29 protein-coding genes are annotated in these 24,043 nt (G+C 72.8%); 13 read left to right on the top strand and 16 right to left on the bottom strand.

Annotated features, from left to right (window positions below; all coding sequences use genetic code 11):
* Positions 1–404: 404 nt before the first annotated feature.
* The 3 genes from ABZ215_RS15850 to ABZ215_RS15840 form a co-directional block, all read right to left on the bottom strand.
* Positions 405–1,310 (bottom strand): PfkB family carbohydrate kinase, encoded by a 906-nt coding sequence (locus tag ABZ215_RS15850; RefSeq protein WP_354950093.1) that lies wholly within the window; start codon positions 1,308–1,310, stop codon positions 405–407.
* A gap of 90 nt (positions 1,311–1,400) precedes the next feature.
* Positions 1,401–1,571, bottom strand: coding sequence for a hypothetical protein (locus tag ABZ215_RS15845; protein WP_020423065.1), 171 nt, complete (start codon positions 1,569–1,571; stop codon positions 1,401–1,403).
* Between the two features lie 76 nt (positions 1,572–1,647).
* The gene (locus tag ABZ215_RS15840) at positions 1,648–2,121 is read right to left on the bottom strand and encodes a hypothetical protein (protein WP_237338829.1); all 474 of its coding nucleotides are present in this window, start codon (positions 2,119–2,121) and stop codon (positions 1,648–1,650) included.
* Between the two features lie 48 nt (positions 2,122–2,169).
* Between ABZ215_RS15840 and ABZ215_RS15835 the strand changes: the two genes are divergently transcribed.
* Entirely contained in the window at positions 2,170–2,763 is a 594-nt protein-coding gene (locus ABZ215_RS15835) for a TetR/AcrR family transcriptional regulator (RefSeq protein ID WP_237338830.1), read from the top strand.
* Here ABZ215_RS15835 and ABZ215_RS15830 read toward each other — a convergent pair.
* Complete coding sequence (locus tag ABZ215_RS15830; RefSeq protein WP_354950092.1) at positions 2,760–3,962, bottom strand: FAD-dependent oxidoreductase; 1,203 nt, start codon at positions 3,960–3,962, stop codon at positions 2,760–2,762. The two genes, ABZ215_RS15835 and ABZ215_RS15830, sit on opposite strands and share 4 nt — an antisense overlap.
* A gap of 104 nt (positions 3,963–4,066) precedes the next feature.
* Between ABZ215_RS15830 and ABZ215_RS15825 the strand changes: the two genes are divergently transcribed.
* The 3 genes from ABZ215_RS15825 to ABZ215_RS15815 all read left to right on the top strand — a co-directional run bounded on the left by ABZ215_RS15825 (position 4,067) and on the right by ABZ215_RS15815 (position 6,275).
* Positions 4,067–5,092: a glycosyltransferase family 4 protein gene (locus tag ABZ215_RS15825; protein WP_354950091.1), complete on the top strand. Its 1,026-nt coding sequence runs from the start codon at positions 4,067–4,069 to the stop codon at positions 5,090–5,092.
* Between the two features lie 176 nt (positions 5,093–5,268).
* Entirely contained in the window at positions 5,269–5,754 is a 486-nt protein-coding gene (locus tag ABZ215_RS15820; protein WP_020423060.1) for a MaoC family dehydratase, read from the top strand.
* Between the two features lie 59 nt (positions 5,755–5,813).
* Complete coding sequence (locus tag ABZ215_RS15815; protein ID WP_020423059.1) at positions 5,814–6,275, top strand: DUF4383 domain-containing protein; 462 nt, start codon at positions 5,814–5,816, stop codon at positions 6,273–6,275.
* Here ABZ215_RS15815 and ABZ215_RS15810 read toward each other — a convergent pair.
* Entirely contained in the window at positions 6,272–6,877 is a 606-nt protein-coding gene (locus ABZ215_RS15810; RefSeq protein ID WP_354950090.1) for a maleylpyruvate isomerase family mycothiol-dependent enzyme, read from the bottom strand. The genes ABZ215_RS15815 and ABZ215_RS15810 overlap by 4 nt on opposite strands.
* A 75-nt stretch (positions 6,878–6,952) precedes the next feature.
* Here ABZ215_RS15810 and ABZ215_RS15805 point away from each other — a divergent pair, with 75 nt between their 5' ends.
* Positions 6,953–7,372 carry a MarR family transcriptional regulator gene (locus tag ABZ215_RS15805; RefSeq protein ID WP_354950089.1) on the top strand — a complete coding sequence of 140 codons (420 nt, stop codon included), beginning with the start codon at positions 6,953–6,955 and terminating at the stop codon, positions 7,370–7,372.
* A gap of 142 nt (positions 7,373–7,514) precedes the next feature.
* Positions 7,515–8,357 (top strand): hypothetical protein, encoded by an 843-nt coding sequence (locus tag ABZ215_RS15800; RefSeq protein ID WP_354950088.1) that lies wholly within the window; start codon positions 7,515–7,517, stop codon positions 8,355–8,357.
* On the opposite strand, the gene ABZ215_RS15795 is transcribed toward ABZ215_RS15800, so the two are convergent.
* The 4 genes from ABZ215_RS15795 to rfaE2 all read right to left on the bottom strand — a co-directional run bounded on the left by ABZ215_RS15795 (position 8,354) and on the right by rfaE2 (position 11,601).
* The gene (locus ABZ215_RS15795) at positions 8,354–8,512 is read right to left on the bottom strand and encodes a hypothetical protein (RefSeq protein ID WP_017984551.1); all 159 of its coding nucleotides are present in this window, start codon (positions 8,510–8,512) and stop codon (positions 8,354–8,356) included. The genes ABZ215_RS15800 and ABZ215_RS15795 overlap by 4 nt on opposite strands.
* 67 nt (positions 8,513–8,579) lie before the next feature.
* Positions 8,580–9,293, bottom strand: a complete 714-nt coding sequence (locus tag ABZ215_RS15790) for a methyltransferase domain-containing protein (protein WP_354950087.1) — start codon at positions 9,291–9,293, stop codon at positions 8,580–8,582.
* Between the two features lie 5 nt (positions 9,294–9,298).
* Positions 9,299–10,099: a glycosyltransferase family 2 protein gene (locus ABZ215_RS15785; protein ID WP_354950086.1), complete on the bottom strand. Its 801-nt coding sequence runs from the start codon at positions 10,097–10,099 to the stop codon at positions 9,299–9,301.
* Complete coding sequence (rfaE2, locus tag ABZ215_RS15780; protein WP_354950085.1) at positions 10,096–11,601, bottom strand: D-glycero-beta-D-manno-heptose 1-phosphate adenylyltransferase; 1,506 nt, start codon at positions 11,599–11,601, stop codon at positions 10,096–10,098. The genes ABZ215_RS15785 and rfaE2 overlap by 4 nt, the downstream gene beginning before the upstream one ends.
* 96 nt (positions 11,602–11,697) lie before the next feature.
* On the opposite strand from rfaE2, the gene ABZ215_RS15775 reads away from it, so the two are divergent.
* On the top strand, positions 11,698–12,792 hold the full coding sequence (locus ABZ215_RS15775) for a glycosyltransferase family 9 protein (protein ID WP_354711864.1): 1,095 nt from the start codon (positions 11,698–11,700) through the stop codon (positions 12,790–12,792).
* A gap of 833 nt (positions 12,793–13,625) precedes the next feature.
* Here the strand turns inward: ABZ215_RS15775 and ABZ215_RS15770 are convergent.
* On the bottom strand, positions 13,626–13,838 hold the full coding sequence (locus tag ABZ215_RS15770; RefSeq protein ID WP_354950084.1) for a DUF2795 domain-containing protein: 213 nt from the start codon (positions 13,836–13,838) through the stop codon (positions 13,626–13,628).
* Between the two features lie 55 nt (positions 13,839–13,893).
* Positions 13,894–14,994 (bottom strand): FUSC family protein, encoded by a 1,101-nt coding sequence (locus ABZ215_RS15765; RefSeq protein WP_354950083.1) that lies wholly within the window; start codon positions 14,992–14,994, stop codon positions 13,894–13,896.
* A gap of 32 nt (positions 14,995–15,026) precedes the next feature.
* On the opposite strand from ABZ215_RS15765, the gene ABZ215_RS15760 reads away from it, so the two are divergent.
* Positions 15,027–15,503, top strand: a complete 477-nt coding sequence (locus ABZ215_RS15760; protein WP_354950082.1) for a GNAT family N-acetyltransferase — start codon at positions 15,027–15,029, stop codon at positions 15,501–15,503.
* 13 nt (positions 15,504–15,516) lie between these two features.
* Here the strand turns inward: ABZ215_RS15760 and ABZ215_RS15755 are convergent, their stop codons facing one another.
* On the bottom strand, positions 15,517–16,260 hold the full coding sequence (locus ABZ215_RS15755; RefSeq protein WP_354711869.1) for a GAF and ANTAR domain-containing protein: 744 nt from the start codon (positions 16,258–16,260) through the stop codon (positions 15,517–15,519).
* Between the two features lie 327 nt (positions 16,261–16,587).
* Positions 16,588–17,016 (bottom strand): cupin domain-containing protein, encoded by a 429-nt coding sequence (locus ABZ215_RS15750; protein ID WP_020422988.1) that lies wholly within the window; start codon positions 17,014–17,016, stop codon positions 16,588–16,590.
* A 118-nt stretch (positions 17,017–17,134) separates the two neighbouring features.
* On the opposite strand from ABZ215_RS15750, the gene ABZ215_RS15745 reads away from it, so the two are divergent.
* Positions 17,135–17,554: a CBS domain-containing protein gene (locus tag ABZ215_RS15745; protein WP_354711870.1), complete on the top strand. Its 420-nt coding sequence runs from the start codon at positions 17,135–17,137 to the stop codon at positions 17,552–17,554.
* A 37-nt stretch (positions 17,555–17,591) separates the two neighbouring features.
* Positions 17,592–18,395, top strand: a complete 804-nt coding sequence (locus tag ABZ215_RS15740) for an SDR family NAD(P)-dependent oxidoreductase (RefSeq protein WP_354711871.1) — start codon at positions 17,592–17,594, stop codon at positions 18,393–18,395.
* Here the strand turns inward: ABZ215_RS15740 and ABZ215_RS15735 are convergent.
* The 3 genes from ABZ215_RS15735 to ABZ215_RS15725 are packed head-to-tail and all read right to left on the bottom strand — an operon-like array spanning position 18,386 to position 20,421.
* On the bottom strand, positions 18,386–19,048 hold the full coding sequence (locus tag ABZ215_RS15735; protein ID WP_354950081.1) for an alpha/beta hydrolase family protein: 663 nt from the start codon (positions 19,046–19,048) through the stop codon (positions 18,386–18,388). The genes ABZ215_RS15740 and ABZ215_RS15735 overlap by 10 nt on opposite strands.
* Positions 19,045–19,485, bottom strand: a complete 441-nt coding sequence (locus ABZ215_RS15730; protein ID WP_354950080.1) for an ester cyclase — start codon at positions 19,483–19,485, stop codon at positions 19,045–19,047. Before ABZ215_RS15730 ends, ABZ215_RS15735 begins: the two co-directional genes overlap by 4 nt.
* 9 nt (positions 19,486–19,494) lie before the next feature.
* Positions 19,495–20,421 (bottom strand): NADP-dependent oxidoreductase, encoded by a 927-nt coding sequence (locus ABZ215_RS15725; RefSeq protein ID WP_354950079.1) that lies wholly within the window; start codon positions 20,419–20,421, stop codon positions 19,495–19,497.
* Positions 20,422–20,536: 115 nt separating this feature from the next.
* Between ABZ215_RS15725 and ABZ215_RS15720 the strand changes: the two genes are divergently transcribed.
* Genes ABZ215_RS15720 through ABZ215_RS15710 form a run of 3 tightly spaced genes read left to right on the top strand, consistent with a single transcriptional unit; the run spans position 20,537 to position 23,911 of the window.
* Entirely contained in the window at positions 20,537–21,181 is a 645-nt protein-coding gene (locus ABZ215_RS15720; protein WP_020422982.1) for a TetR/AcrR family transcriptional regulator, read from the top strand.
* A gap of 52 nt (positions 21,182–21,233) precedes the next feature.
* Positions 21,234–22,310: an NAD-dependent epimerase/dehydratase family protein gene (locus tag ABZ215_RS15715; RefSeq protein ID WP_354950078.1), complete on the top strand. Its 1,077-nt coding sequence runs from the start codon at positions 21,234–21,236 to the stop codon at positions 22,308–22,310.
* 11 nt (positions 22,311–22,321) lie between these two features.
* Entirely contained in the window at positions 22,322–23,911 is a 1,590-nt protein-coding gene (locus ABZ215_RS15710) for an NAD(P)/FAD-dependent oxidoreductase (RefSeq protein WP_354950077.1), read from the top strand.
* Positions 23,912–24,043 lie beyond the last annotated feature (132 nt).

The raw sequence follows: 24,043 nt of genomic DNA, 5'->3' as shown, positions 1-24,043 counted from the left end.
CACTCCACGAGGCAGTCCCCTCCCGCAACCCGATCCCCAGCCAAATCGGTTGCCGAGCAGTCGGGTCAAGGTACTCTTTCCCGCCTTGACGCGACTTCTCGGCAACCGAACACTGAGAGATCGGGTTCGGGAGGGGCAAATCCGGGCGTAGCGAAGCGAAGCCGGCGCAGTAGATACCCGCGTAGCGGCAGGCGCCTAAGGCCGCCGAGGAGCAGGCAACTCCGGCAGTGGAGTGTGCGCCCGGCAGTTGGTGCACACCAGCAGGGTCGCCAGCGGCTCATCCGCCTCGTTGACGAGCTTGGCGATGCGCAGGGCGGAGTAACCGCATTCTTCGCACGGCACGGGTGGCGCCGCGCGGTCCGGGGCTATCAGTATCCGGGTTGCCGGTTTGGGCTGGCTGAGGGTCATGACTGCTTCCGCGACTCGAGGATGCCGGGGTTCAGCCGGGGTCGGCCCCCGGCGTGTTCGGTTGTGCTCGCCGCTGCCTCGACCGCCGCTCGTGCGGCGGTGCGCAGGTCCTGCCCCCGCGACAACGCGCAGGTCAGGGTCGCGACCAGGGCATCTCCCGCACCGGTGGTGTCGACGACGTGCGCGTCGCCGTGCGGGAGGAACTCGTAGCCGGCCCGGCTGACGAACACGTTGCCGTGGCCGGCCACCTCAAGTACTGCCAAGTCGAGCCCGTGCGCGAGCAGCGTAACGCCCGCTTTGACCCCTTCGGCCACATTTCCGACGGGCTGTCCGGTGAGAATTTCCGCTTCCCTGGCGTCGGCGCGGAGGACGTCGGCGCACGCCAGCACCTCTTTGTCCGCGGGCACGCCGTCCAGCACCACCCGGGCGCCGGCTTCGCGGGCGAGCCGGGCCGCGGCCATCACCGTGCGGGCCGGTTGCTGCAATTGGACGATGACCGATGACGCGTCCCGGAGCAGTGCGGCCGAGGAGAGCACGTCGTGTTCTGCCACCTGGACGTCTTCGGGGATGTCCTCCAGGTAGCGCCACTGGCCGTGGTCGTCGACGACGTTCACGATGAGCGCCGAGCGGGCGTGTTCCCGCACCACACAGTGCGAGACGTCGATGCCGTCGCCGGCGGCGTGGGCCAGCAGGTCGTGCCCGGCGCGGTCGTCGCCGACCACCGCGAGCAACGCGACCGGCACACCGAGCTGGGCGACGCCGACGGCCTGGTTCGCGCCCTTCCCGCCGAGGATCTCATCGCGGGAGCGCACCGCGGCCGACGTCCCGGCCTCCGGGGCGTCACCCACGCGCAGGACGAGGTCACGGGCGATCTGCCCGACCACGACCACCTCTGGTGTCACGGCGGGAGCAGTACCCGATACCGATTCGCACTAATCAACCCGAACGGGCGGCACCCGTTCGCGACGCGCTGGCCTGCGCTTTCCGGCCCGTCAGGGCGCGACGGCGACCTCGCCGGTGAGAGCGCCTTCCAGCGGCTGCGTCGTCTGTTCGTCCTCGGGCCGCGCGTGCCGGCCGCGGGCGGCGTGCCTGGCTTCGGTGACGAGAGCCGGACCGCCCCACTTCAGGTCCGTGCCCGCGTCGTCGATGCGGTGCCTGCCCATGGTTTCCCTCCCCGATCGAGCGCTGACGCCGGGATACCCCCTGGCCGTTCCGCATACACCTCCCCCTCACGGGTGGTCAGCGGCGGCGTTTCCGCACGGTGGCGGCGAAGGTCGCGGCGGTGACGAAGCCGTAGGCGACGTGCGGGACCACGTCGCTGGCCCAGTCGGCGAAGCTCCAGCGGCGCGGGTCGGTGATGCGCAGAACGGTCATCGGTCCGTTGGCGGCGACCAGCGCGGCGCCGGTCGCCGCGAGGCCGCCGGTGACCGTGCCGGGCCGCCAGCCCGCGCCGTGCGCCGCCCCGTAGGCGGCGCCGACCGCAGTCCCGGTGAGCAGTCCGAGCAGCGCTCCGATGCCGCTCGCCCGAGCCTGTTTCCGCTGCTCGTCGCCGGGGATCTCGACGCCGACGGCGTGCGCGACCTTCTCGACAGTCTGCTCCGGGGTCGAGCTCGCCGGCCGCCCCCGGACGGCCATGTCGACGTAGGTCACGGCGTTGAGGGCGGTGGCCCCGGCCGCCCCGGCGGCGGCGCCCCGCAGGATCGAAGACAGCATTCCGGGCGGATACCCGGCGGCTGGGCGGGCAACCTCTAGGATCGGGTCATGTCCCGGCCGACGACCTTCACCGAGCGTGCCCGCCGGGAGCAGATCATCGAGTGCACCATCGACCTCATCTCGACCAAGGGCTACCGCGGCACGTCGCTGTCCGCGATCGCCGAGGCGGCCGGGATCTCGAAGGCCGCGGTGCTGTACCACTTCTCGTCGAAGGAGAACCTCGCGCAGGCGGCGCTGGAGCAGGTGTTCGAGCAGTTCGGCGACTACGTCCGGGCCAGGGTCGACCGCCAGCCCGACGCCACGTCCGCGGTCACCGCCTACGTGCGCGCCATGATCAGCTACCAGTCGGCCCACCGGCGGCACGTCCGGCTCATCACCGAGGTGCTGCTCGACGACGCGAACGGGACGAAGCTCAAGGCGCCCGGCTCGCACGACGCCGGCGGCCGCTGGCAAGGGCTGGCCGCCCTGCTGGAGGACGGCCAGCGCGCCGGGGAGCTGCGCGAATTCGACACCACGACGGTCGCGCTGGCGATCGGCGGCGCGATCGACGGTGTGGTGTCGCACTGGCTCGCGCACCCGGAACTGGACCTGGACGCGGCCGCCGACGAGGTGGAGCGCTTCGTGCTGGCGGCGATCACCTAACGCCGCGCGAAGGCCGGCGCGTGTTCCGGCCGGACGCCGATCCCGCCGAGGTAGGCCGAGACCACCGCGAGGAGCGGGAACCGCTGCACCGCGCGCAGCGGGGGCGGCACGCGGGTCAGGGTGCCCTCGAGTGCCGGCTTCAGCAGCATCTCGTGCTCGCCCAGCTGCGCCCGCTGTGCCACCCGCGTCGGCCACTCGCGTCGCTTTTGGACCTTCGCCAGATCCTGTGTGGACACCCGGCCCTCGGACAACGGGCCGGCGAGGATCCGGGCGGCCGCGACGGCGTCCTGGACCGCCAGGTTCACGCCCACCCCACCGACCGGTGACATGGTGTGCGCGGCGTCGCCGAGGCACAGCAGACCGTCCACATGCCACTGCGGCAGCCGGCCCATCGAGGTTTCCAGCAGCTTGACGTCGTCCCACGACCGGATCTCGGCCAGCACCTCACTGTCCCAGCCGAACAGTTCCGCGAGCCGCCCGCGGAACCAGTCGAGGCCGCGGGCACGCAGCCGGGCGTCCTCGCCCTTCGGGATGAGGTACGAGGTCTGGTGGTAGTCGCCGCGGTCCATCGTCACCGCGACCTGCCCGTTGCCGAACACGCCGAACACCCGGCCGTCGCGTTCGTCGTGCGGGGGCGCGGGAATCCGCACCTGCCACACGTCCATCGGCAGCGGGAACTCGTCGGGCTGCAGCCCGGCAGCCTGGCGCACCACCGAATCCCGCCCGTCGCAGGCGACCACGAGGTCCGCGGACAGCTCGCCCTCGCCGTCGGAGTCCCGGTAGGTCACCCCGGTCACGCGGCCGTCCGTCCTGCGCAGACCGGTCACCTCGGTGCCCATCCGCAGGTCCAGCGGTTCGGCGGCGGCCAGCAGGTCGAGGAAGTCCCACTGCGGGACCATCCGGATGTGCTTGTGCCGTCCGGGCAGGCGGCCGAAGTTCGCCGCGACCACGGTTTCCCCGGCCACCCGCATCCGCATCTCGGTCAGTTCCGGGCCGGGCAGCTCGGCGAACTTCCGGCCCAGGCCCAGCTCGTCCAGAAGGCGCAGAGTGGACGGATGAACGGTGTCCCCGCGGAAGTCGCGCAGGAAATCCCGGTGCTTCTCCAGCACGGCCACCTTGACTCCGGCCCTGGCCAGCAGGACGCTGAGCATCACCCCGGCCGGGCCCCCGCCAACAACGCAGCACGTCACGTGTTCCATGCGGACGATGCTAACCGATCGGTCAGGGGTCTGACCGACCGGTTAGGTGTGGGTGATCACGGAACGGGTAGCTGTGTCCGGTATGCCGACTACGTGAGGTGGCGATGGAACGCCTGAACGTGGCGCTGGTGGTGGACAACGAGGCGTTCGGCGGCGCGGAGGTCTACGTCCGGCGGCTGCTGCGGTGCCTGCCGTCGTGGGTCGCGCCGAGCCTCGTCGTGGGGGAGCCGCTCGCCGGCGCGTTCCCGGAGCGTGTGCCGAAGCAGATCGTGGCGTCGGCGGTGCGGAGCGTGTGGGCGCCGCAGGTGGAGAACGCGCTGCGAGCGCTTTCGCCGGAGGTCGTGCACGTCAACCTGGCCGACGCCGGGGCGAACCTGGCCGCCGTGCAGGCCGCGGAGTCGGTGGCGCCGACCGTGGCGACGCTGCACCGGGTCGGTGGCGCGCCGCAGTCGAGCGCGGTCTGGGACTGCTACCGGCGGCTGGCCGGGGCGCTGGCGCCGTCGCGGATCGTCGAGGCGCGGTTGCGGGACCTGGGCACGCCCGCCGAGCGGGTGACGCGCATCCGGCCTGGTGTGGACATCCCGGCCTCGCCGGTCGAGCCGTCGGACCGGACGCCGGCCGTGATCGGCGCGATCGGCGGGGCGACCGGCCCGGACCTGCTGTCCGCGGTGGCGACGCTGCGGCGGCGGGGGCGCGTGGTGCGGGTGCTGGTCGCCGGGGACGGGCGGGACCTGGCGGAGCGGGCGCGGGGCCTGCCGGTGCGGTTCCTGGGGCGGCTGCGGGACGTGAGCGCTTTCCTGCTCGGGCTGGACGTGTTCTGCCTGCCGTCGCGGCGGGACACGTTGTCGCTGGCGGTGCTGGAGGCGATGGCGCACGGGGTGCCGTGCGTGACGACCGCGGTGGGGGAGGTGGTGAACGAACTGGCGGGCGCGGCGATGATCGTCCCACCCGGCGACGGACCGGCACTGGCCGCGGCGGTGGACCGGGTCTGCACGGACATCGCGCTGCGCCGCAAACTCGCCCACGCCGCCCGGGAGAAGGCTGAGCAAGACTTCGACGTGCGTCGCATGGCGGCTGAGACGGCGGACGCCCTGGCGGCGGCGCACAACTTGAGCAGCTCGGCGCGCTGACCACCGCCGGTGGCACTGCCCCCGGCGGGCGGTTGGCTCGCTGCCCGTGCCAATCTGCCGCCGCCACCAGCGGCCAACTCGCGCCAAGCTGACCGACGAGCCGCCCCGGTGCCCACCGCCGCAACGGGGGCGGCGCGCGCCGAGGTGGGTGGCGAAGTCCGTGCGATGCTGGCGCCATGACGATGACCCTCAGTGAGGCGGACTTCGCCGCGCCGATCGACCAGCGCTTCTTCGAGGACTACGAGCCGGGCGCGGTCTACGAGTACGGGCACCTCTCGGTCACCGAGAAGGAGATCCTCGACTTCGCCACCCAGTTCGACCCGCAGCCGATCCACACCCGGCCGGAGTGGGCGAACACCGGGCCGTTCGGCGGGCTCATCGCCAGCGGCTGGCACACGACGGGCCTCATGATGCGCCTGTTCGCCGACCACTACCTCTCCCGCAACGCCAGCCTGGCCTCGCCGGGCGTGGACGAGCTGCGCTGGCCCGCGCCGGTCCGGCCGGGTGACTCGCTGCGGCTGCGTGCCACCGTCGTGTCCGCGCGGGCGTCCCGCTCCAAGCCGGACCGCGGGCTCGTCCACACCCGCGGCGAGCTGCTCAACCAGGACGACCAGGTCGTGTTGAGCCTCGTCGCGATGAATCTCGTCGGCCGCCGTCCCTGAACGGGTTTCGGAACGCTCGCCGGGGCTATCCGGGGGCAATTCGTCCCAAAGGAGTAGTCATGACCGGGCGTTCCGCAACCGCGACCAGGGTCCGCAGACCCGTGCAAACCGCAGCGACCATCGTCGCCGCCGTGTTCCTGCTCGTCGGGATCCTCGGGTTCATCCCGGGGATCACCACGAACTACGACGACCTCACCTTCGCCGGCCACCACTCCGGCGCGATGCTGCTCGGGGTCTTCGCCGTGTCCATCCTGCACAACATCGTGCACCTGCTGTTCGGTGTCGTGGGCCTGGCGCTGGCCCGCACCCCGGGCGGCGCTCGCGGGTTCCTCGTGCTGGGTGGTTTCGTCTACCTGCTGCTGTGGGTCTATGGACTGGTCATCGACCAGGACAGCGGCGCCAACTTCGTGCCGCTGAACAACGCCGACAACTGGCTGCACCTGGGCCTCGGCGTCGGCATGATCGCGCTCGGCTGGGGTCTGACCGCCGTCGAGCGCGGCCGCGAGAACCGCGCGGCCTAGATCCCGGTCAGCTGCGGGATGGTCGCGGTGCGGCCGGCCAGCAGCATGACCAGGGCCTGGATCGGGCCGCGGACCTCCGTGCCCTCGCCCGCGCGCCAGTCGGCGTCCGTCGCGATCAGACGGTGACCCGCCAGGCGTTTGCGGGCGTGGAACGGGAAACCGATCTCCCACAGGTGGTCCGCGGACGCGACCGCCGCCTCGGCCGGCATCGGCAGCCGCCGGCCGAGCGGCATCGCGATGTCCTGCGCGTGGACGTGCACGTCCATCAACGCGTTGTCGAGACTCTGCCGCGGCGCGAGACGGCGCATGCCGACGGCCGTGCGCAGCAGTTCCACCACCTCCGGCGGCGAGAGCCGCGCCGACTCCCGCTTGGTCAGGTCGTAGACCATGCGGTTGAAGTTCCCGCGCGCCCGCAGCGCCGCCTTGAGGACCGTGCCCACTCCGACGTGCGGTGCGAGTGCCACGTGCGTCGCGACGTCGTGGACCGTCCAGCCGTCGCACAGCGACGGGTACGTCCGTTCGACGTCGGTGAGGGTCTCGTAGAGGTCGGCGATCCGCCCGCGTTCCGCGTCGATCGCCAGCCACTTGTCGTTCTGTTCCATGGGAACCTCGCCCGAAAGTGGTAAGATGGTCTGACTAGTTTAGGCAAGTTCTCTGACTATCGTCAAGGAGCCCGCGTGAACACCGGACTGCTGCTCTACATCCCGTACCGCCACCTGGAGAACCGGGTGATGGACGCGATCCGCGCCGCCGGGTTCGAGGTGACGCTCGCGCAGGCGCGGCTGCTGCAGCGGCTCAACCCGGCCGGCAGCAGGCTGACCGAGCTGGCCGAGGCGGCGCAGGTGACGAAGCAGACCGCCGGGTTCCTGGTGGACCAGCTGGAGAAGGCCGGTTACGTGCAGCGGGTGCCGGACCCGCGGGACGGCCGGGCGCGCCTGATCCACGCCACGGACAAGGCCCGCGAGGCGGCGCCCGTCGCGGAGGCCGAGATTGCCCGCATCGAGGCGGAGTGGGAGAAGCACGTGGGCAAGCGCCGGATGGCGCAGCTGCGGGAGACGTTGGAGAAGCTCTGTGAGATCACCGATCCCTACCGCTGAGGCGGCACCGCTGAAACGAGCTCCGTGGCGACGCGGCGCCGGCTCGACGCTGTCACGAAAAGCTCCGCGACGCGGCGTCGGCTCGACGCTGCCACCAGGAACACAGCGGCGCGGCGCGGGCCAGCCGACCCGCATCGTGCCCGTGCGGTTCACCCCCACCGCACCCTCGACGGCCGCGGTCTACCGCGTCACCGGGCCGCAGCCGGCGTTCGTCAACATCCTCCAGGCCCCACGGCATTCCGCGGTGTTCGCGACCATCCCCGCCGGCCTCCGGGAGCGGTTCGCGCGCGAGTTCCCCTGGCGCGGCGAGGCGGACTTCCTCCGGTCCGGCTTCCGGCTGCCGCCCGGCCTGCGCACCCCCGCCGTCTTCCGCATCGACGAGCTGGGCGACGACCGCGTGGCGATGTGGCTGGAAGACGTCCAGTGCGCGGACCTCCCCTGGGACCCGCCCCGGTTCGAGCGCGCCGCGCACCTGCTCGGCCGCTGGGCCGGGCGTCGGCTCGGCGGCCCGCCCGGGCCGGCGCTCCGTATCCTCGCCGAAGGCCGGCTCCACCTGGACGCCATGACCCGCGACGACCAGCGCGCGCTCGCACGCCGGGTGCCGGACCTGCTCGACCGCCTCGACGCGCTGCCGCAGACCCTCGGGCACCACGACGCCTGCCCGCAGAACCTCCTGGTGCCGCGGGACGAGCCGGACACGTTCGTGGTGATCGACGTCGGCTGGCAGTGCCCGCTCCCGGTCGGTTCCGACCTGGGCCAGCTCCTCGTCGGGCTGGCCGACGAGGGCGAGTTGCCGGTCGCCGTCCTGCCCGCGCTGCGCGAGCTGGTCCTCGACGCCTACCGAGACGGCCTGCGCGCCGAGGGCCACGCCATCAGCAGGGACGAAATCGCCTTCGGCTGCGACGCCGCACTGGCGATCCGCAGCGCGTTCCACACGCCACCGGAGCTGTCCGCGTACCTGACGCGGCTCGGCCTCGCGGCTTAGGACTGCGCGTCGGCGGCGGGCGGCTCGGTCTCGTCGTGCTGCCAGAGCGCCGACCACACCAGGCCGCGGTTCTCCGTGCCGCCGGTCCGGGTCGTGCTCTCGGGCTGCTCCGGCCACAGGTTGATGGCGCCGGCCGGAATCCGGTGGGTCGTCATGCGGTTCACGGTATGCACCACGTGTTTCACCCCCGTTGCCGGGACCGCGCAGGTGCGAGTCAGGTCACTAGTCGAAGAACCGGGCGAGGTGCGCCGCGCCCGGCGCCTCCGCCGAACCGTCCTTGACCGGCCGCAGCTCGGCGAAGATGCTGGCCCCGTCACAGCCCGCGTGCAGCGGGAACCAGGTGCGCGGCGAGCCGGGCCTGCGGCAGATGCCCTTGATCGTCTGCACGTCCAGCATTCGCACGTGCGTCGGGTCGGCCACCGCGTTCACGTAGCGCCACCACGGTGACAGCACGTAGGCGATGCCGTCCGGGCGCAGCACCCGGTGCACCTCGTCCACCAGCGGCAGGAAGTCGATCAGGTGCTCCAGGATGTGCACCAGGAACACCCGGTCCGCGCACGAGTCCGCGAACGGCAGCGGCCCGGACAGGTCGGCGACCACGTCCACCTCACCGGTGGTCATCAGGTCCACGCCGAGGTTGCCCGGGTACTGCTTCTGGCCGCCGCAGCCGAGGTCGAGGATCAGCGGGTCCCGCCCGCCGACCCGGACGCGGTCCCACACGCCGAACACCCCGTCCAGCCTCCCGATCAGCTCACGCGCGGTGTCCAGGTGCGCCCGCTCGCCGACCTCGCCGGTCAGGTGCGCGACTCCGCGGTCGAAGCGGACCTCCAGGTCGAGTCCACGCAACCGCTCGTCGTACTTGAACAACTCGTCCGCCGCCCGGCCCAGGAACTCGTCCCGGAGCCGGAGGCGCTGCTGGGAAACGGGCTCGGTCATGATCCTCACGGGGGAACGACGTCGTAGGCTTCGGTGTCCCGGTTCACCACCGTAGTCGGTGACTCCAGGTGCACGGCCCCGGTGGGCAGGATGCCCGCCGCGCCGTACTTGGCGGCGACCTTCATCTGCGCCAGCACGTCCTCGCCGCAGTGCTCCGGCGGCAGTTCCTGCCAGAACTCGAACCCGCCGACGTTGACCAGCGCCTCGCGGTCGAACATCACGCAACCGCCGACCCAGGCGACCTTGTACGCGGTCCACTTCGGACGGTGCCGGACCCGCTCCGACAGGTGGGTCGGGTTGGCCGCGTTGTGCAGGGTCCAGCGCTGCCATTCGCGCGTGCCGGGCGTGATCTGTTCCGGCTCCGGCCTGTCCTCCCACTCTTCGTACGGCTCCAGCTCGTGCGGCCGCCGGTCGTCCAGATAGGACAGTCCGGTGACGGCGTTGCCGACCATCCCGCAGCCCAGCTCGCTGATCGCCGAGTGCAGGCGGGTGATCGCGCCGGGTTCGAGCCACACGTCGTCGTCGAGGAACAAGACGTAGTCCGCTTTGGATTGGTCCAGCAGGTGGTTGCGCTGCTGCGCCAGCCCGCGCCGGGGCAGGTTCCGGCTCAGCTGGACCGGGTGGCCCTGGTGCCGCAGCACCCGGACCATCGCCTCGGCGGCCGGGGACTCGTAGGACGCGTCCCCGTCGGACTGGTCGGCCACGTGCACCGCGAAGTCCGGGAAGTCCTGCGCGGCCAAACCGGAGAGCGTGACGGCGAGTTCGGCGGGGCGGTTGCGGGTGGGGATGAGGACGTCGACCCTCACGCGCCCTCCCCGACCGGCGCGGAAGTGCGGATCTTCTCGATCACCGACGTCGTCGAGTGGTCGGCGACGTACCCGAGCACGCGGACCTCGCCGCCGTAGGACCGCACGGTCGGCGCCTCCGGCAGCATGTTCTCGGTGTAGTCGCCGCCCTTGACGTAGAGCTGCGGCTCCAGCTGCTTCAGCAGCTCGACCGGGGTGTCCTCGTCGAACACCGCCACGTGGTCCACGCAGCTGAGCGCGGACAGCACCGCGGCGCGGTCCTGCGCGGTGTTCACCGGCCGGTCCGGGCCCTTGAGCCGTCGCACGCTCTCGTCGGAGTTGACCGCGACGATCAGCACGTCGCCGAGCCGCTTGGCCTCGTTGAGGTAGGTGATGTGCCCGCGATGCAGCACGTCGAAGCAGCCGTTGGTGAACACCACCCGTCGCCCGGCCTCGCGGTGCGCGGCGACCGCGCGGGCGAGTTCGGCGGCGGGCACCGCGGCCTCACGTTCCCGGCTCAGCGCCAAGGACAGCTGCGCCTGGGTGCAGATCGCGGTGCCGTCCTGGTGCACCACGACGTTCGCCGCCGCCTGCGCCAGCTCCATGCAGCTCGTGGTCGGCAGGTCGGCGGCCCGCGCCAGCACGAGCGCCGCCGCGAACGTGTCGCCGGCGCCGCTGGCCTGGCTTTCCGGCGCGGGATCGGCCCACGTGCGGTAGCCGCGGCCCTCGCCGGTGAGCAGCATCGCGCCGTGCCGGTCCATCGTCACGACCGCGGCCGCGGCGCCGGTCTTGTCGAGCAGTGTCCGCCGCTCGTCCTCGAACAGGCGCGCGCGTTCCTCGCCCGGCTCCGGCAGGTCGGCGCCGAGCAGGTTCGCCGCCTCCGCGGCGTTCGGGGTGACGAGGTCGGGCCGGGCCTGCTGCCAGTGCTCGAAGTCGTGTGCGTCGACGACCAGCAGCGGGATGTCCGCCCGCAGCCGCGCCACCGCGTCCCGCAGCGGTTTGCCGAGGAGGCCGTTGCCGTAGTCGCACACCATCAGCGCGTCCGCGCCGGCGAGCGCCTTTTCCAGTGCCTTGGTGAGGCGGTTGGTCTGCACCGCGGGCAGGTCGTCGCGGTCGCCCTCGTCGAACCGCAGCAGCACCTGGTCGTCGGCGACCACGCGCTGCTTGCTGGTGCTGCGCCGCGACGGCGCGGTGAGCAGGTTCTCGGTGTCGACGCCGTGGGAGTCCAGCAGCGCGGCCAGTTCCCGGCCGGGTTCGTCGTCGCCGACGACGCTGACGAACCGGGCCCGCGCGCCGAGCGCGGCGAGGTTCGCCGCGGTGTTCGCCGCCCCGCCGGGCGACAGGGCGCGCGCGCCCACGTCGACGACGGGCGCCGGGGCCTCGCGGCAGATTCGCTCGCAGTGGCCGGACAGCCACACGTCGAGGATCGCGTCGCCGAGCACCACGACCGTGGGCGCGGTCTCCGACAGCAGCCGGACGAGGTCCGGCGTGATGGGGGCCACGTCCTTGGTCTCGCCTGCCATGTCCACCTCCACTCCTTCTCCTGCTCCACCAGTAGCCGGATCTTGGGCGAACAAACATTTCCGTTTGCTGCCTGCGGAAACGGGCACCTTGAGCGCGTGGTGAATTCCGACGCAGGGCCCGCGGTCGGCCCGATCGAAGCGAAGTGGCCGGACGTGCGCAGGATCGCCGTGCTGCGCGGTGGTGGTCTGGGGGATCTGCTGTTCGCGGTGCCGGCGATGGCCGCGCTGCGGGCGGCCTACCCGGACGCCGAGATCGTGTTGCTGGGCACGGAACTGCACCGTGAGCTGTTCGCCGGGCGCCCGTCGCCGGTGACCGAGGTGCGTCCGATGCCGCCGTACGAGAACGTGCACGAGCCGGCCGGGAAGCCGTTCGACGCGGCGGAGCAGCAGGCCTGGTTCGACGCGCTGAAGCCGGTCGACCTGGCCGTGCAGCTGCACGGCGGCGGGCGCAACTCCAATCCGTTCCTGCGCAGGCTGGAACCGCGGTACCTGGTCGGCGCGCGGACGCCGGACGCCGGGGAGGCCGACCGGTGGCTGCCGTTCCGGTACTACCAGCACGAGGTGCTGCGCGCGCTGGAGGTCGCCGGGCTGGCCGGGGCGCGGCCGGTGGAGCTGGAACCGTCCATCACGGTGACCGACGCCGATCGCGCGGCGGCGGACCAGGTGCTGGAGGGACTGCCGGAGCCGCTGGTCGTGGTGCACCCCGGCGCCGGTGACCCGCGCCGCCGGTGGCCCGCGGAGCGGTTCGCCGAGATCGCGGCCAAGCTCGCGGCGGGCGGGCGCGGTGTGGTGGTGATCGGGGCGCCGGACGAACGTGAACTGGTCGAGCGGGTGGCCGGACTTGCCGGGCCGCCGGTGCGCGCGCTGACGTCGCTGAGCATGTCCGCGCTGGTGGGGGTGCTGGACCGGTGCTCGGCGTTCGCCGGCAACGACAGCGGCCCGCGGCACCTGGCGGCGGCGGTCGGCGCGCCGACGGTCAGCGTCTACTGGATGGGCAACGTGGTGAACGCGGGGCCGCTCGGCCGGTCGCGGCACCGGGTGCTGATCTCGTGGACGGCGAACTGCCCGGTGTGCGGCGTCGACTGCACGCGCGAGGACCTGCCCCGCTGCGAGCACGACGACTCGTTTGTGGCGACGGTCCCGGTCGAAGACGTGCTGGGGGAGCTGGAGGAGCTGCTCGCCGGCCGGTGACCCGGGGTGCTCGCGGGGCGGTGCGTCGGTGCGGGGGCCGGGTGGTGAGCCGGGGTGCTCGCGGGGGTTGGGCCTGGGCACTCGCTGGGCGGGGAGCCGGGGTGGTGGCGGGGCGGTGAGCCGAGGCGGGGGCCGGGTGGTGAGCCGGCGCGCTCGCGGGGCGGTGCATCGGTGCGGTGGCCGGGTGGTGAGCCGGGGTGCTCGCGGGGCGTTGGGCCAGGGCGCTTGCCTGGGCGGCTCGTCGGCGCGGCGGCCGGGCGGTGGGCCGGGGTGCTTGCCGGGCGGTGCGTCGGTGCGGTGGCCGGGTGGTGAGCCGGGGCGCGCGTGGGGCGTTGGGCCGAGGGTTCGCGGGGTGGTGAGCCAGGGCGCTTGTCGGGCGGTGCCTCGACGCGGTGGCCGGGCGGTGGGCGGGCGCGCTTGTGGGGGGTTGGGCCTGGGCGTTCGTGGGGCGGCGAGCCGGTTGCTTGGCGGGGCCAGCCGTGTGTCGGCGCGGTGGCGGGGTGGTGAGCCGGGGCGCTTGCCGGGCGGTGCCTCGGCGCGGTGGCCGGGTGGCTAGCCGGGGCGCGCGTGGGGCGTTGGGCCGGTATTCGCGGGGTGGTGAGCCAGGGCGCTTGTCGGGCGGTGCCTCGACGCGGTGCCTCGACGCGGTGGGCGGGCGCGCTTGTGGGGGGTCGGGCCTGGGCGTTCGCGGCACGGCGAGCCGGGGTGCTCGGCGGGCGGTGCCTCGGCGCGGTGGCCGGGCGGTGGGCCGCGCGTTCGCCGACCGGTGAGCCGGTGCACCGCCGTCCGGGGAGCTGCGCCGTGGCGCGGCGCGCGGCCGCGCCACCGCGACCTCAGCCCCGGTCGTCGTCGGACTCCACGCGGGCGGCCGAGATCAGCTCGGTCCAGCTGCCGTAGCTCACCGGCGGGATCGCGCGCAGCGCGGCGGCCGTGTCGTCGTCGGCGCCGTTGCGTTCCGCGCACTCCAGGATCCGCGGCTTCTCCGCCGGGAAATCCAGGTCCTGCAGCGCGGCCTCCAGGCTCTCCCGGGTCGTGGTGCGGTTCATCGGCGTCCCTCCTTTCCCGCCTGTGGGCTTGCCGCCCGCGGCGAGCCCAAACAGGTCAGCGCGGCGCGGCCGTCTCCAGCACCCGCACCGAGCGGGCCACCGCGAGCAGCGCCGCGTCCTCGGCTTGCCGCATCACCGTCGTGACCCGGTCGAACCGCAGCCTGCCGTCCAGCTCACGGTGGTGTGCGGACAGTTCGTCCAGGTAGCCGGGCAGGTCGGCGAGCCGGTCGTCGCTCTGGTCCAGGCACGCGACCGCGCCGGCCAGCTGGTCGAGCAACCGCGCGTACTCCGCGGTGAACTCCGGGTCGGCCTCGTCCTGCTGGGCGGCGGTCACCAGTGCCTCCGTGATGCGCTTGACCTGCTCGGAGACCTCTTTGAGCACGCTCAGCGGCGATTCGAAGGCCGACGGCAGCGGCAGGCTCCCGCGGCGGCGGTGCACCAGCCACCGGATGTTGAACCGCACGCTCTCGCGTCCCCAGCTGACCGCCTCGTCGGCCCGCACCACTGTCGAATCGAGGCGGCGGGCGTGCCGCAGCCAGCGGGTGGCGGTGTCGGTGTCCCAGTCGTCGCGCAGGTCGCCGGCGATCGACTGCAACAGGTCGCGCACCTCGGCCGCGAGCGCGGTCACCGCGTCGCGCGTGTGGCGCAGGTGCACCGGCGGCAGGACCACCGTGTTCACCACCACCCCGATCGCGGCGCCGAGCAGGCTCTCACCCATGCGTTCGGCCAGGTAGAGCAGGTTGCCTGCGGTGCCGTAGGAGATCATCAGCAGCGCGGTCACCCCGACCCAGATGCCGCTGCCGCCGAACCGGTGCCACTGGCCGAGCAGCATCCCGACGAACACCGCGGCCGCGAGCGCCAGCGCCGGCTGCGGTATCAGGTGGGCGGCGGCGTAGGCGAGGGCCAGCCCGAGCAGCAGCGCCGCGGTCTGCTGCGCGGCGTTGGTGAGCGAGCGGTAGACCGTCGCGGTCATCAGGAACACGGCGGCGTACGGCGCCATGAACGACTGCGGCGACGGGATGACCACGCGCGCGGCGAGCCAGGCGAGCACCGCGGCGAGCGCCATCTTGACCGCCTGCAGCACGGCCTCGCGCTCCCGTCCGGGGAAGCGCGCGGCCCGCCGCAACCAGTACCAGGGGGACAAAATTCGTGCCATCGATGTGGCGGTACCCGGTCACACTGTCCGGCATGCGCATCAGGACTGCGACCGCGGCCGATTTCGACCGGCTGCCGGAGGTCGAACGGTCGGCGGGCGAGTGCTTCCGGGACATCGGGATGCCCGAAATCGCCGACGACGTGCTGCCGACACCCTTGGAGCTCGCGAGCTACCCCTTCGCGTGGGTGGCCGACGACCCGGAACCGGTGGCGTACCTGGTCGCGGCGCCGGTGGACGGTGCCCTGCACATCGAGCAGGTGTCGGTGCACGCCTCCCGGGCCCGGCGCGGGATCGGGCGGGCGCTGATCGAGGAGGCCGCGCGGGCGGGTTTCCCGGCGCTGACGCTGACCACGTTCGCCGACGTGCCGTGGAACGCGCCGTACTACGAGCGGTGCGGCTTCGTCCGCCTGGCCGGGCACGAGCTGACGCCCGGGCTGCGCCGGATCCGCGCGGCGGAGGCGGCGCGGGGACTCGACCGCTGGCCCCGGGTCGCGATGCGCCGCGCCTGAGCCCGCCCGCGCGTCAGCGTGCGCGCACGGACTCCAGCAGGTCGATGGCGACCTGGCGGAGTTTGATGTTCTGCCGCTGCGACTGGTCCACCAGCCGGTCGAAGGCTTCGCTCGCGCTGATGCCGTGCACCGCCATCAGCACCCCCTTCGCCTGGTCGATCTCGGCGCGCGAGGTGAGCGCGCTCTCCAGGTGCCGGATCTGCTGGCGCGCGTGGTACCAGCGGCGCGCGTTGCTGATCGCCGCGGAGGCGGCGCCGGTGAACAACCGCATCAGCTTCTGGTCGAACGGGTCGAACGCGCCATCCACCCGGCTGTACAGGTTCAGCGAGCCGACGAGCTCGTCGCCGTCGCGGCCCGCGCCGAGCATCAGCGGCACGGCCAGGAACGCAAGGACACCGCGGTCCTGCGCGGCGGCGGCGAACTCGGGCCAGGTCCCATTGTCCGGTTTGGACACCGCGCGGACCGGTTCGCGCGTGCGGACGGCCAGCAGGCAGGGGCCGTCGCCCGCGTCGTACTGGGCCTGGTCGATCCCGGTCAGCTGGTTGTCGGTGGTGGCCGCGGTGCGCGGCCCGGTGTCGTCGAGCAGCGTGACGCTGACGGCGTCGGCGTCCGCGATCGCGTTCACGGCGGTCTCCGCAAGCCGCCGCAGCACCGCGTCGAGTGGCTCCTCTTCGTCGATGCCGAGCCGCAGGTTCTCCAGTGCGAGGGTGACGTCGTCGAGTCTGGCCAGTGGCTCGGGCCGCTCGGATCTGGTCATGTGTGGGTTCTCTCCGCGAGTGCGCTGCCGGGCACACCGCCGGACCGCCGCGCGGAACGCGGGCGGTGTACGGGTGCCGTGATGTGGTGGGTGATCCGGGATCCGGGGTGGATCAGAACCGGAGCCTGCCCCCCAGCACGTTCGAGCACGGCGGGGATGAATGCGGACGTATCCGCCTGGGGTCGTTCATCGTCAAGCCCTTCGCCTCGTGGTGCCGTCCGCCGTTCGGACGGCGTTGGGCGCCGGCTGCTTGACGCTGGCCAGGATCATACGTGCCCCCGCGACGGCGACAAACAGAGCCCGGAGAAGTGGGGATCGGGCTCGCGGTCAGGAATCCGGCCGGTCCACCTGCGCCCACAGGCTCGGCAGGTTGACCACGATGCCTTCCTGGCTGCTGCGCGCGATGATCACGACCGCGTCTTCGTCGCCGGGGTTCTCCTCGCGGTGCGGAACCCAGGGCGGCACGAAGATGTAGTCGCCCGGCTCGGTCTCCAGCCGGATCTCCTCGTCGCCGTCGGCGAACACGAACACCGGGTGCCCGGACTTGACGTAGATCGCCGTCTCGGCTTCGCCGTGGTGGTGGTCACCCGAATTGGTGTGCGGGCCGACGTGCGTCTCGCCCATCCAGACCTTCTCCGAGCCTGCTGTCTTGCCGGACACCGCCTCCAGCCGCCGCATGCCGCTGGTCTGCGCGGTGTCGCCGGTCAGTTCGCCGCCCTTGATGTGGCGCAACGGGCGGTGCCAGGCCTCGGTCACGGGACGTCCTTCCGATCCGGTGGAGCTCTCCGTCACACGGTAGCCGGTTTCGGCGGCCCCGATCGGGGAACGGCCTGTGGTGAAGGTGTGACAACGACTGCGAGGAGGTCGGAAACCGATGGCGCAGCTCGTGCGCGACGTGATGACCCGCAACCCGGTGACGCTGTCCGCGGACACCCCGGTGCGGCAGGCCGCGCAGGCGATGCGGGAGAAGGACATCGGGAACGTGCTGGTGCGCGACGGCGACCGCCTGGCCGGAATCGTCACCGACCGGGACCTGGTGGTGCGTGCGCTGGCGGAGAAGGACGACCCACGGAGCTGCACGCTCGGCGAGGTGTGCAGCGGCGAACTGGTCACCGCGCGCCCGGAAGAGCCCGCGGACGCCGCCATCCAGCGGATGCGGCAGCACGCCGTGCGGCGGATCGCGGTGGTCGACCACGACCAGCCGGTCGGCGTCGTGTCGGTCGGGGACGCCGCGATCGAGCGCGACCCGTCGTCGGCGCTCGGCGACATCAGCGCGGCGCGCGGCAACGCGTAGCCCGAGTGGGCGGCCCGGATCGGGGTAACCGCCCGCCATGACGAACACAGGAACCAGACCGCTCGCGGTCGTCACCGGTGCCTCCACCGGGATCGGGCGCGAGCTGGCGAAACAGTTCGCCTCGCACGGCTACGACCTCGTGATCGCCGCGGAGAACGCGGAACTGGACGACGCGCAGCGCGAGTTGCTGGCGCTCGGCGCGCAGGTCCTGGCCGTGCGGGGCGATCTCGCGAGTTACGACGGGGTGGAGAACCTGGTCGCCGCGGTTGCGTCGGTGGACCGGCCGCTGGCCGCGCTGGCCGTCAACGCCGGGGTCGGGGTCGGCGGCGCGTTCGTGGACGGCTCGCTGCGTGACGAGCTGAACGTGGTCCACCTGAACGTCACCTCTGCCGTGCACCTGACCCGCCGCCTGCTGCCGGGAATGGTGGAGCAGGCGGCGGGCCGGGTGTTGTTCACGTCCTCGGTCGCGGCGATGACCCCCGGGCCGTTCCAGGCCGTCTACGGTGCGAGCAAGGCGTTCCTGGCCTCGTTCGCCGAGGCGTTGCGCGAGGAGCTGAAGGACAGCGGTGTGACGGTCACCGCCCTGCTGCCGGGGCCGACGGACACCGAGTTCTTCGAGCGGGCCGGGATGACCGACACCAAGATCGCCCAGGGCCCCAAGGACGATCCCGCGGAGGTCGCCGAGCAGGGGTTCGCCGCGATGATGGCAGGCAAGGACAAGGTGGTCGCCGGTTCGGCGCGCAACAAGGTCCAGGCCGCGGCGGCGCGGGCTGTGCCGGACACGGTGAAGGCGGCGATGCACCGCCGGATGGCTGAACCGGGTTCCGCCGGTCAGTCCTGAGTGGACGCCTCCAGGAGCACCCCGGCGAGCTCGTCCGGCGCGGTGACCATGCACTCGTGGCCGGTGCGCAGCCCGGTGACCGGCCACCCGGCTTCCCGCGCCAGGCGGGCCAGCGGCATCCGCTCGTTGTCCAGGCACACCACGGCGTGGCAGGGGATGGACTCGACCGCGCCGGTCAGCGTCGTCGGCTCGGCGAACGACCGGCGCGGGTGCGGGGCCATGTTCGCCTCCAGCCACTTCACGTCGGCGGGGTCGGTGACGCCGACGGCCGCCGCGGGTGGCACGCCGATCAGCCCGTCGACCGTCATCGAGTCCACCCACTCGGTGAACCGCCCCGGCGCGCGGCTGTCCAGCGACTCGCCGTCCCCGCCGAACCACGCGTCGACGAGCACCAGCCGCGCGACGCGTTCCGGCACGCGGTCGGCGGCCTCCCGCACGACGAAACCGGCGTAGCTGTGCCCGACGAGCACGACGTCGTCCAGGTCCGTCAGCAGGGCGGCCACCTCGGCGGCGTGCGTGTGCAGGCCGGCGCCGGCGTCCATCGGCAGGTCCGGGGCGATCACGCGGTGACCCCGTTCGCGCAGCCGGGCCGCCACGCGGTCCCAGCACCAGCCGCCGTGCCACGCGCCGGCCACGAGGACGTACGTGCTCATGCCGCCTCCCGCCACTCGGTGAACCGCTTGCCCGCCTCGTCGGTGGACAGGCCCAGCTGCTCGCACATCCAGTGGAAGTCGAAGAAGAACCGCTCGTGGGCGATCAGGCCGCCACGCACCTGCCAGTGGCAGGCGAACGGCAGCTCGAACGACTTCCCGGTCGGTTCGATCCCCGCCAGCGCGCCGCGCATCGTGGCGCTGATCGTGCCCGAGCAGACCACGAGGTCCCCGGCCGTGCGCAGGTAGTCGGCGCGCACGCGGTAGTCGGGGAACGCGCGGAAGAACCCGGCGAACTGGCGCTCGGCCTCCGCGGTGCCGTGCGCGACGGCCCGGAAGGGGACGGTTTCGATGACCACGCCGGGGTGGCACCGGGCGAGCGCGGCGCCGGTGTCGGCGCGGCTCTTGGCTTCGGCGTAGGCGCGGACTGTGCTTTCCACGGTTCCTCCTCAGTCGGTGACGGTCAGGACGACCTTGCCGGTGGTGCGGCCCTCGGCGAGCAGGCTCAAGGCGCGCTGGGCCTCGGTAAGCGGGAACGTTTCGCTGACGTGCGGCGACAACTGTCCCTTGTGGACCAGATCGGTGAGCGCGGCGAGCCCGGCCGCGTCCGGGTCGACGAGGTAGCCGGCCGCGCGCACGCCGAGTTCCGCGGCGCGCTCGTGCAGGCCCGGCGTCCACGCGGACTGGCCGCTGACCAGCAGTCCGCCCGGCCGGAGGGCGCGCAGCGCGGTCAGGCCGTGCTCGCCGCCGAACATCTGGACCACCACGTCCACGTCCCGCGCGGGCGGCCCGGTCCGGTGGTCGGTCACCTCGTCGGCGCCCAGCGCGCGTACGAACTCGTGCTTCGGCGGGCTCGCCGTGCCGATCACGTACGCGCCGCGGGCCTTGGCGATCTGCACGGCGAGATGCCCGACGCCGCCGGCCGCGCCCGAGACCAGGACACGTTGCCCGGCCGACACGCCGGCCACTTCGGTGAGGATCTGCCACGCCGTCAGCCCGGCGAGCGGCAGGGCGGCGGCGTCGGTGAAGCCGAGCCCCTCCGGCATCGGCGCGAGGTGGCGGGCCGGGGCGGTCAGGTAGTCGGCGAACGCGCCCGCCGCGCGCGGGAACCACGGCATGCCGTAGACGCGGTCGCCGGGCGCGAACCGCGTCACGCCGTAGCCGACCTGCTCGACCGCCCCCGCGACGTCCCAGCCGTGGGTGTGGGGCAGCGACAGGACCATGTTGTAGGCCTGGCCGATCGCGGTGTAGTGGTCGACGGGGTTGACGCCCGCCGCGAAGACCCGGACCAGGACGTCGCCGGGGGCGGGCCGCGGTGCGGGCACCTCGGCCACTTCGAGCGGGTCGCCCCACGCCCGCTGCAGTACCGCTCGCATGTCGTCTCCTCTAAGTTGGTGGACACCCGTACGGTAAGTTCGCGCGGTTGAAGACGACAATTCTCCGCAGGGAATCGAGCAGGCGGTGGACGGCTGTCCGGGATAGACTGGCCGGGTGGCTGACGTGCACGTGGACAAGCGGGTGCAGCGCGGGCTGCGCTCGCGGCGCGCGATCCTGGACCGGGCGATGGACATCGCCTCCGTGGAGGGGCTGGAGAGCCTGTCCGTGCGCCGGCTGGCGACCGAGCTGGACGTGAGCAAGAGCGGGGTGTTCGCCCAGTTCGGCTCGAAGGAGGAGCTGCAGCTGGCGACGGTGCGCGCGGCCGTCGAGGTGTTCGTCGGCAAGGTCGTGAAGCCCGCGCGGAAGGCGCCGGCGGGGCTGCGGCGGGTGTGGGCGCTGGCCGAGTCGTGGCTGGCGTACGTGCGGCAGCCGGTGTTCGCGGGCGGGTGTTTCTTCGTCGCGACCGCGGCCGAGTTCGACGCGCGCCCCGGCCGCGTGCGCGACGCGATAGCCGCCGGTCGGCGGGACTGGCAGACGCTGTACCGCACGACGATCGCCGAGGCGCAGGAGCTCGGCGAGATCGATCCGGACGTGGACCCGGCGCAGCTGGCCTTCGAGCTGGACGCGCTCACCAGGGCCGCCGCCGAGGACGCCCTCCTGCACGACGACCCGTCCCGCTACGACTACGCCCGCACGGCGGTCCGCGCGCGGCTGGCGGCGGTGGCGACGCCGGACGCGCCCGCCCTGCCGGTGGACTGAGAAGTTCCGTGCCCGGCGGTTAGCGAACCCGCCCTGGTGGAACACGTCCGGCATGAAGGTCGTGGTCACCGGGGCGTCCGGCAGCATCGGCACCGCGTTCCTGCGCGCGGCCGCGCGCAGGCCGGACTGGGAGGTCGTGGGGCTGGCGCGGCGGATTCCGGACGCTCGTCCACCGTATGTCAGCGCCCAGTGGGTCGACTGCGACCTCGACTCCGACTCCGCCCCGGACGTCCTGCCGAAGGTCTTCGCGGGCGCGGACGCCGTCGTCCACCTCGCCTGGGCCATCCACCCGGGTGTCGACGAGCCGCCCCGCAACCGGACCAACATCGAGGGTTCGCAGGAGGTCCTGGCCGCCGTCGCCGAGGCCGGGGTGCCGCAGCTGGTCTGCGCGTCCTCCGTCGCCGCCTACACCCCGGCCCCGCGCTGGACCCGCGTCGACGAGGACTGGCCGCGCACCGGCGTCCCGGGCAGCGCCTACAGCCGTGACAAGGCGCGCCTGGAACGCCTCGTCGAACTGTTCGCCCGGCAGCACCCGGACGTGCGGGTCGCGGTGTTCCGGCCGTGCGCCGTCGCCCAGTACGACTCCGGTGCGCAGCTCGCGCGGTGGACGCTGAGCCCGCTCCTGCCCACCGCGTTGATCGGCAACCGCCTGCTGCCGGTGCCGCTGTGGAGTGGTCTGCGTGGCCAGGTCGTGCACGCCGACGACGTCGCCGACGCGATCTGCCTCATGCTCGACCAGCGCGCGGAGGGTGCCTTCAACCTCGCTTCCGAACCGGTGCTCGGCGTCAACGACCTCGCCGAACTGTTCGGCGGTTTCCGCGTCCCGGTGCCGCGGCGGCTGGTCACCACCCTGGCCCTGCCGACGTGGCGGCTCGGGTTGCAGCCGATGCACCCGGGCTGGCTCAGCCTCGCCGACAAGGCCCCGCTGATCGACACCACTCGCGCCCGCGCCCACCTCGGCTGGGAACCGCGGTACGACGCGAAGGAGGCGCTGGCCGAACTGGTCGCCGGGATGCGCGACGGCAGCGGTACGGGCAGTGGACCGCTCGCGCCGCGGGGTGCGGAATCGTGGCTGCAGCGGTTGGCTGGGATCAGGCTGGGGCGGCCCAGTCGTCAGACGCAGGCCTAGAAGGGAGCTTCGTGACCGAAACTGTCGACGCGGTCGTCGTGGGGGCGGGCCAGAACGGCCTCGTGGCGGCGAACGTGCTCGCCGACGCCGGGTGGAGCGTGCTCGTGCTCGAAGCCGCGCCGGAGCCCGGCGGCGCGGTGCGCAGTGCCGAGGTCACCGCGCCCGGGTTCCGCAGCGACCTGTGCAGCGCGTTCTACCCGCTCGGTTACGCGTCGCCGGTGCTGCGTGAGCTGGGGCTGGACTCCTACGGCCTGGTGTGGAAGCACGCGCCGCTGGTGCTGGCCCACGTCCTGCACGACGACCGGTGCGTGGCGTTGTCGCGGGACCTCGACGAGACGGCCGCATCGGTGTCCACGTTCGCCGCCAAGGACGGCGACGCCTGGCGCGACGCGTTCGCGCAGTGGCAGAGGGTGCGGGACGACCTGCTGGAATCGGTGCTGCGCCCGTTCCCGCCGGTGCGGTCGGCGTCGAGGCTGGTGCGCCGGATCGGGGTCGCGGAGACCCTGCGGCTGGTGCGGATGGTGACGCTGCCGGTGCGGCGGCTGGGCGAGGAGCTGTTCGACGGCGAGGGCGCGCGGTTGTTGTTCGCCGGCAACGCCCTGCACACGGATCTCGGTCCGGACAACGCGGGCAGCGGCGTGTTCGGGTGGCTGCTGGGGATGGCAGGGCAGGACGTGGGTTTCCCGGTGCCGGAGGGCGGCGCGGACCGGATCATCACCGCGCTGGTGCGCCGTCTCGCGGATCGCGGTGGCCGGGTCGAGTGCAACCGCCGGGTGCGGGACGTGTTGATCGCGGGCAACCGGGCGATGGGTGTGCGGGACGAGCACGGTGAACTGGTGCGGGCCAAGCGGGCGGTGCTGGCGGACGTGCCCGCCCCGGCGCTGTACCGGGAGCTGGTCGGGGAGGAGCACCTGCCCGGCAGGTTGGTGTCCGACCTGGACCGTTTCCAATGGGACAACGCGACGATCAAGGTCGACTGGGCGTTGGATGGGAAGATCCCGTGGACGGCCGAAGAGGCGCGCCGGTCGGGCGTGGTGCACCTGGACGCGGACCTCGATGGACTGACCGCGTACGGCGCGGACCTGGCGTGCAGCCGGGTGCCCGAGCAGCCGTTCCTGTTGCTGGGCCAGATGACGACGACGGACCCGTCCCGCTCCCCGGCGGGCACCGAGTCGGTGTGGGCGTACACGCACGTCCCGCGCGGCGAGCGTTGGGACAGGGACCGGCTGGAGCGCTACGCCGACCGGATGGAAGAGGTCATCGAGCGCCGCGCACCCGGCTTCCGAAGCCTGATCAAGGCGCGGTGCCCGCAGGGGCCGGCGGAGCTGGAGGCGCTCAACCCGAGCCTCGTGCAGGGCGCGATCAACGCCGGCACAGCGGCGATCCACCAGCAGTTCGTGTTCCGCCCAGTGCCAGGCCTTTCGCGGGCCGACACCCCAGTCGATCGGCTCTACCTGGCCGGAGCTTCGGCCCACCCGGGAGGCGCGGTGCACGGCGCCCCAGGAGCCAACGCAGCACGAGCAGCCTTGGCGCGCAACAGAATCACCGGCGGCCTATACGGAAGTGCGATCCAAGCAGCACAACGAGCCATCTACTCGTAGCAAACCGCCACCCGGCAACGCAAAGCAGCCGACCACTCCAACCAGACCTCCCCCGCCCCCGATCCACAGCCGATCTTTAGTCGCCGACCAGCCGTGTCAAGGCACGCTTTCCCGCCTTGACACGGCTGCTCG

The organism is Amycolatopsis sp. NPDC006131 (assembly GCF_040614175.1).
Lineage (GTDB): Bacteria > Actinomycetota > Actinomycetes > Mycobacteriales > Pseudonocardiaceae > Amycolatopsis_E > Amycolatopsis_E tucumanensis.
This window is presented reverse-complemented; position numbering and strand designations above follow the sequence as displayed.

Excerpts from the sequence above, each read along its gene's own strand:
- ABZ215_RS15845 (WP_020423065.1), bottom strand. The coding sequence starts at position 1,571 with ATGGGCAGGCACCGCATCGACGACGCGGGCACGGACCTGAAGTGGGGC.
- ABZ215_RS15840 (WP_237338829.1), bottom strand. The coding sequence starts at position 2,121 with ATGCTGTCTTCGATCCTGCGGGGCGCCGCCGCCGGGGCGGCCGGGGCC.
- ABZ215_RS15835 (WP_237338830.1), top strand. The coding sequence starts at position 2,170 with ATGTCCCGGCCGACGACCTTCACCGAGCGTGCCCGCCGGGAGCAGATC.
- ABZ215_RS15830 (WP_354950092.1), bottom strand. The coding sequence starts at position 3,962 with ATGGAACACGTGACGTGCTGCGTTGTTGGCGGGGGCCCGGCCGGGGTG.
- ABZ215_RS15825 (WP_354950091.1), top strand. The coding sequence starts at position 4,067 with ATGGAACGCCTGAACGTGGCGCTGGTGGTGGACAACGAGGCGTTCGGC.
- ABZ215_RS15820 (WP_020423060.1), top strand. The coding sequence starts at position 5,269 with ATGACGATGACCCTCAGTGAGGCGGACTTCGCCGCGCCGATCGACCAG.
- ABZ215_RS15815 (WP_020423059.1), top strand. The coding sequence starts at position 5,814 with ATGACCGGGCGTTCCGCAACCGCGACCAGGGTCCGCAGACCCGTGCAA.
- ABZ215_RS15810 (WP_354950090.1), bottom strand. The coding sequence starts at position 6,877 with ATGGAACAGAACGACAAGTGGCTGGCGATCGACGCGGAACGCGGGCGG.
- ABZ215_RS15795 (WP_017984551.1), bottom strand. The coding sequence starts at position 8,512 with ATGACGACCCACCGGATTCCGGCCGGCGCCATCAACCTGTGGCCGGAG.
- ABZ215_RS15790 (WP_354950087.1), bottom strand. The coding sequence starts at position 9,293 with ATGACCGAGCCCGTTTCCCAGCAGCGCCTCCGGCTCCGGGACGAGTTC.
- rfaE2 (WP_354950085.1), bottom strand. The coding sequence starts at position 11,601 with ATGGCAGGCGAGACCAAGGACGTGGCCCCCATCACGCCGGACCTCGTC.
- ABZ215_RS15770 (WP_354950084.1), bottom strand. The coding sequence starts at position 13,838 with ATGAACCGCACCACGACCCGGGAGAGCCTGGAGGCCGCGCTGCAGGAC.
- ABZ215_RS15765 (WP_354950083.1), bottom strand. The coding sequence starts at position 14,994 with ATGGCACGAATTTTGTCCCCCTGGTACTGGTTGCGGCGGGCCGCGCGC.
- ABZ215_RS15760 (WP_354950082.1), top strand. The coding sequence starts at position 15,027 with ATGCGCATCAGGACTGCGACCGCGGCCGATTTCGACCGGCTGCCGGAG.
- ABZ215_RS15755 (WP_354711869.1), bottom strand. The coding sequence starts at position 16,260 with ATGACCAGATCCGAGCGGCCCGAGCCACTGGCCAGACTCGACGACGTC.
- ABZ215_RS15745 (WP_354711870.1), top strand. The coding sequence starts at position 17,135 with ATGGCGCAGCTCGTGCGCGACGTGATGACCCGCAACCCGGTGACGCTG.
- ABZ215_RS15740 (WP_354711871.1), top strand. The coding sequence starts at position 17,592 with ATGACGAACACAGGAACCAGACCGCTCGCGGTCGTCACCGGTGCCTCC.
- ABZ215_RS15735 (WP_354950081.1), bottom strand. The coding sequence starts at position 19,048 with ATGAGCACGTACGTCCTCGTGGCCGGCGCGTGGCACGGCGGCTGGTGC.
- ABZ215_RS15725 (WP_354950079.1), bottom strand. The coding sequence starts at position 20,421 with ATGCGAGCGGTACTGCAGCGGGCGTGGGGCGACCCGCTCGAAGTGGCC.
- ABZ215_RS15715 (WP_354950078.1), top strand. The coding sequence starts at position 21,234 with ATGAAGGTCGTGGTCACCGGGGCGTCCGGCAGCATCGGCACCGCGTTC.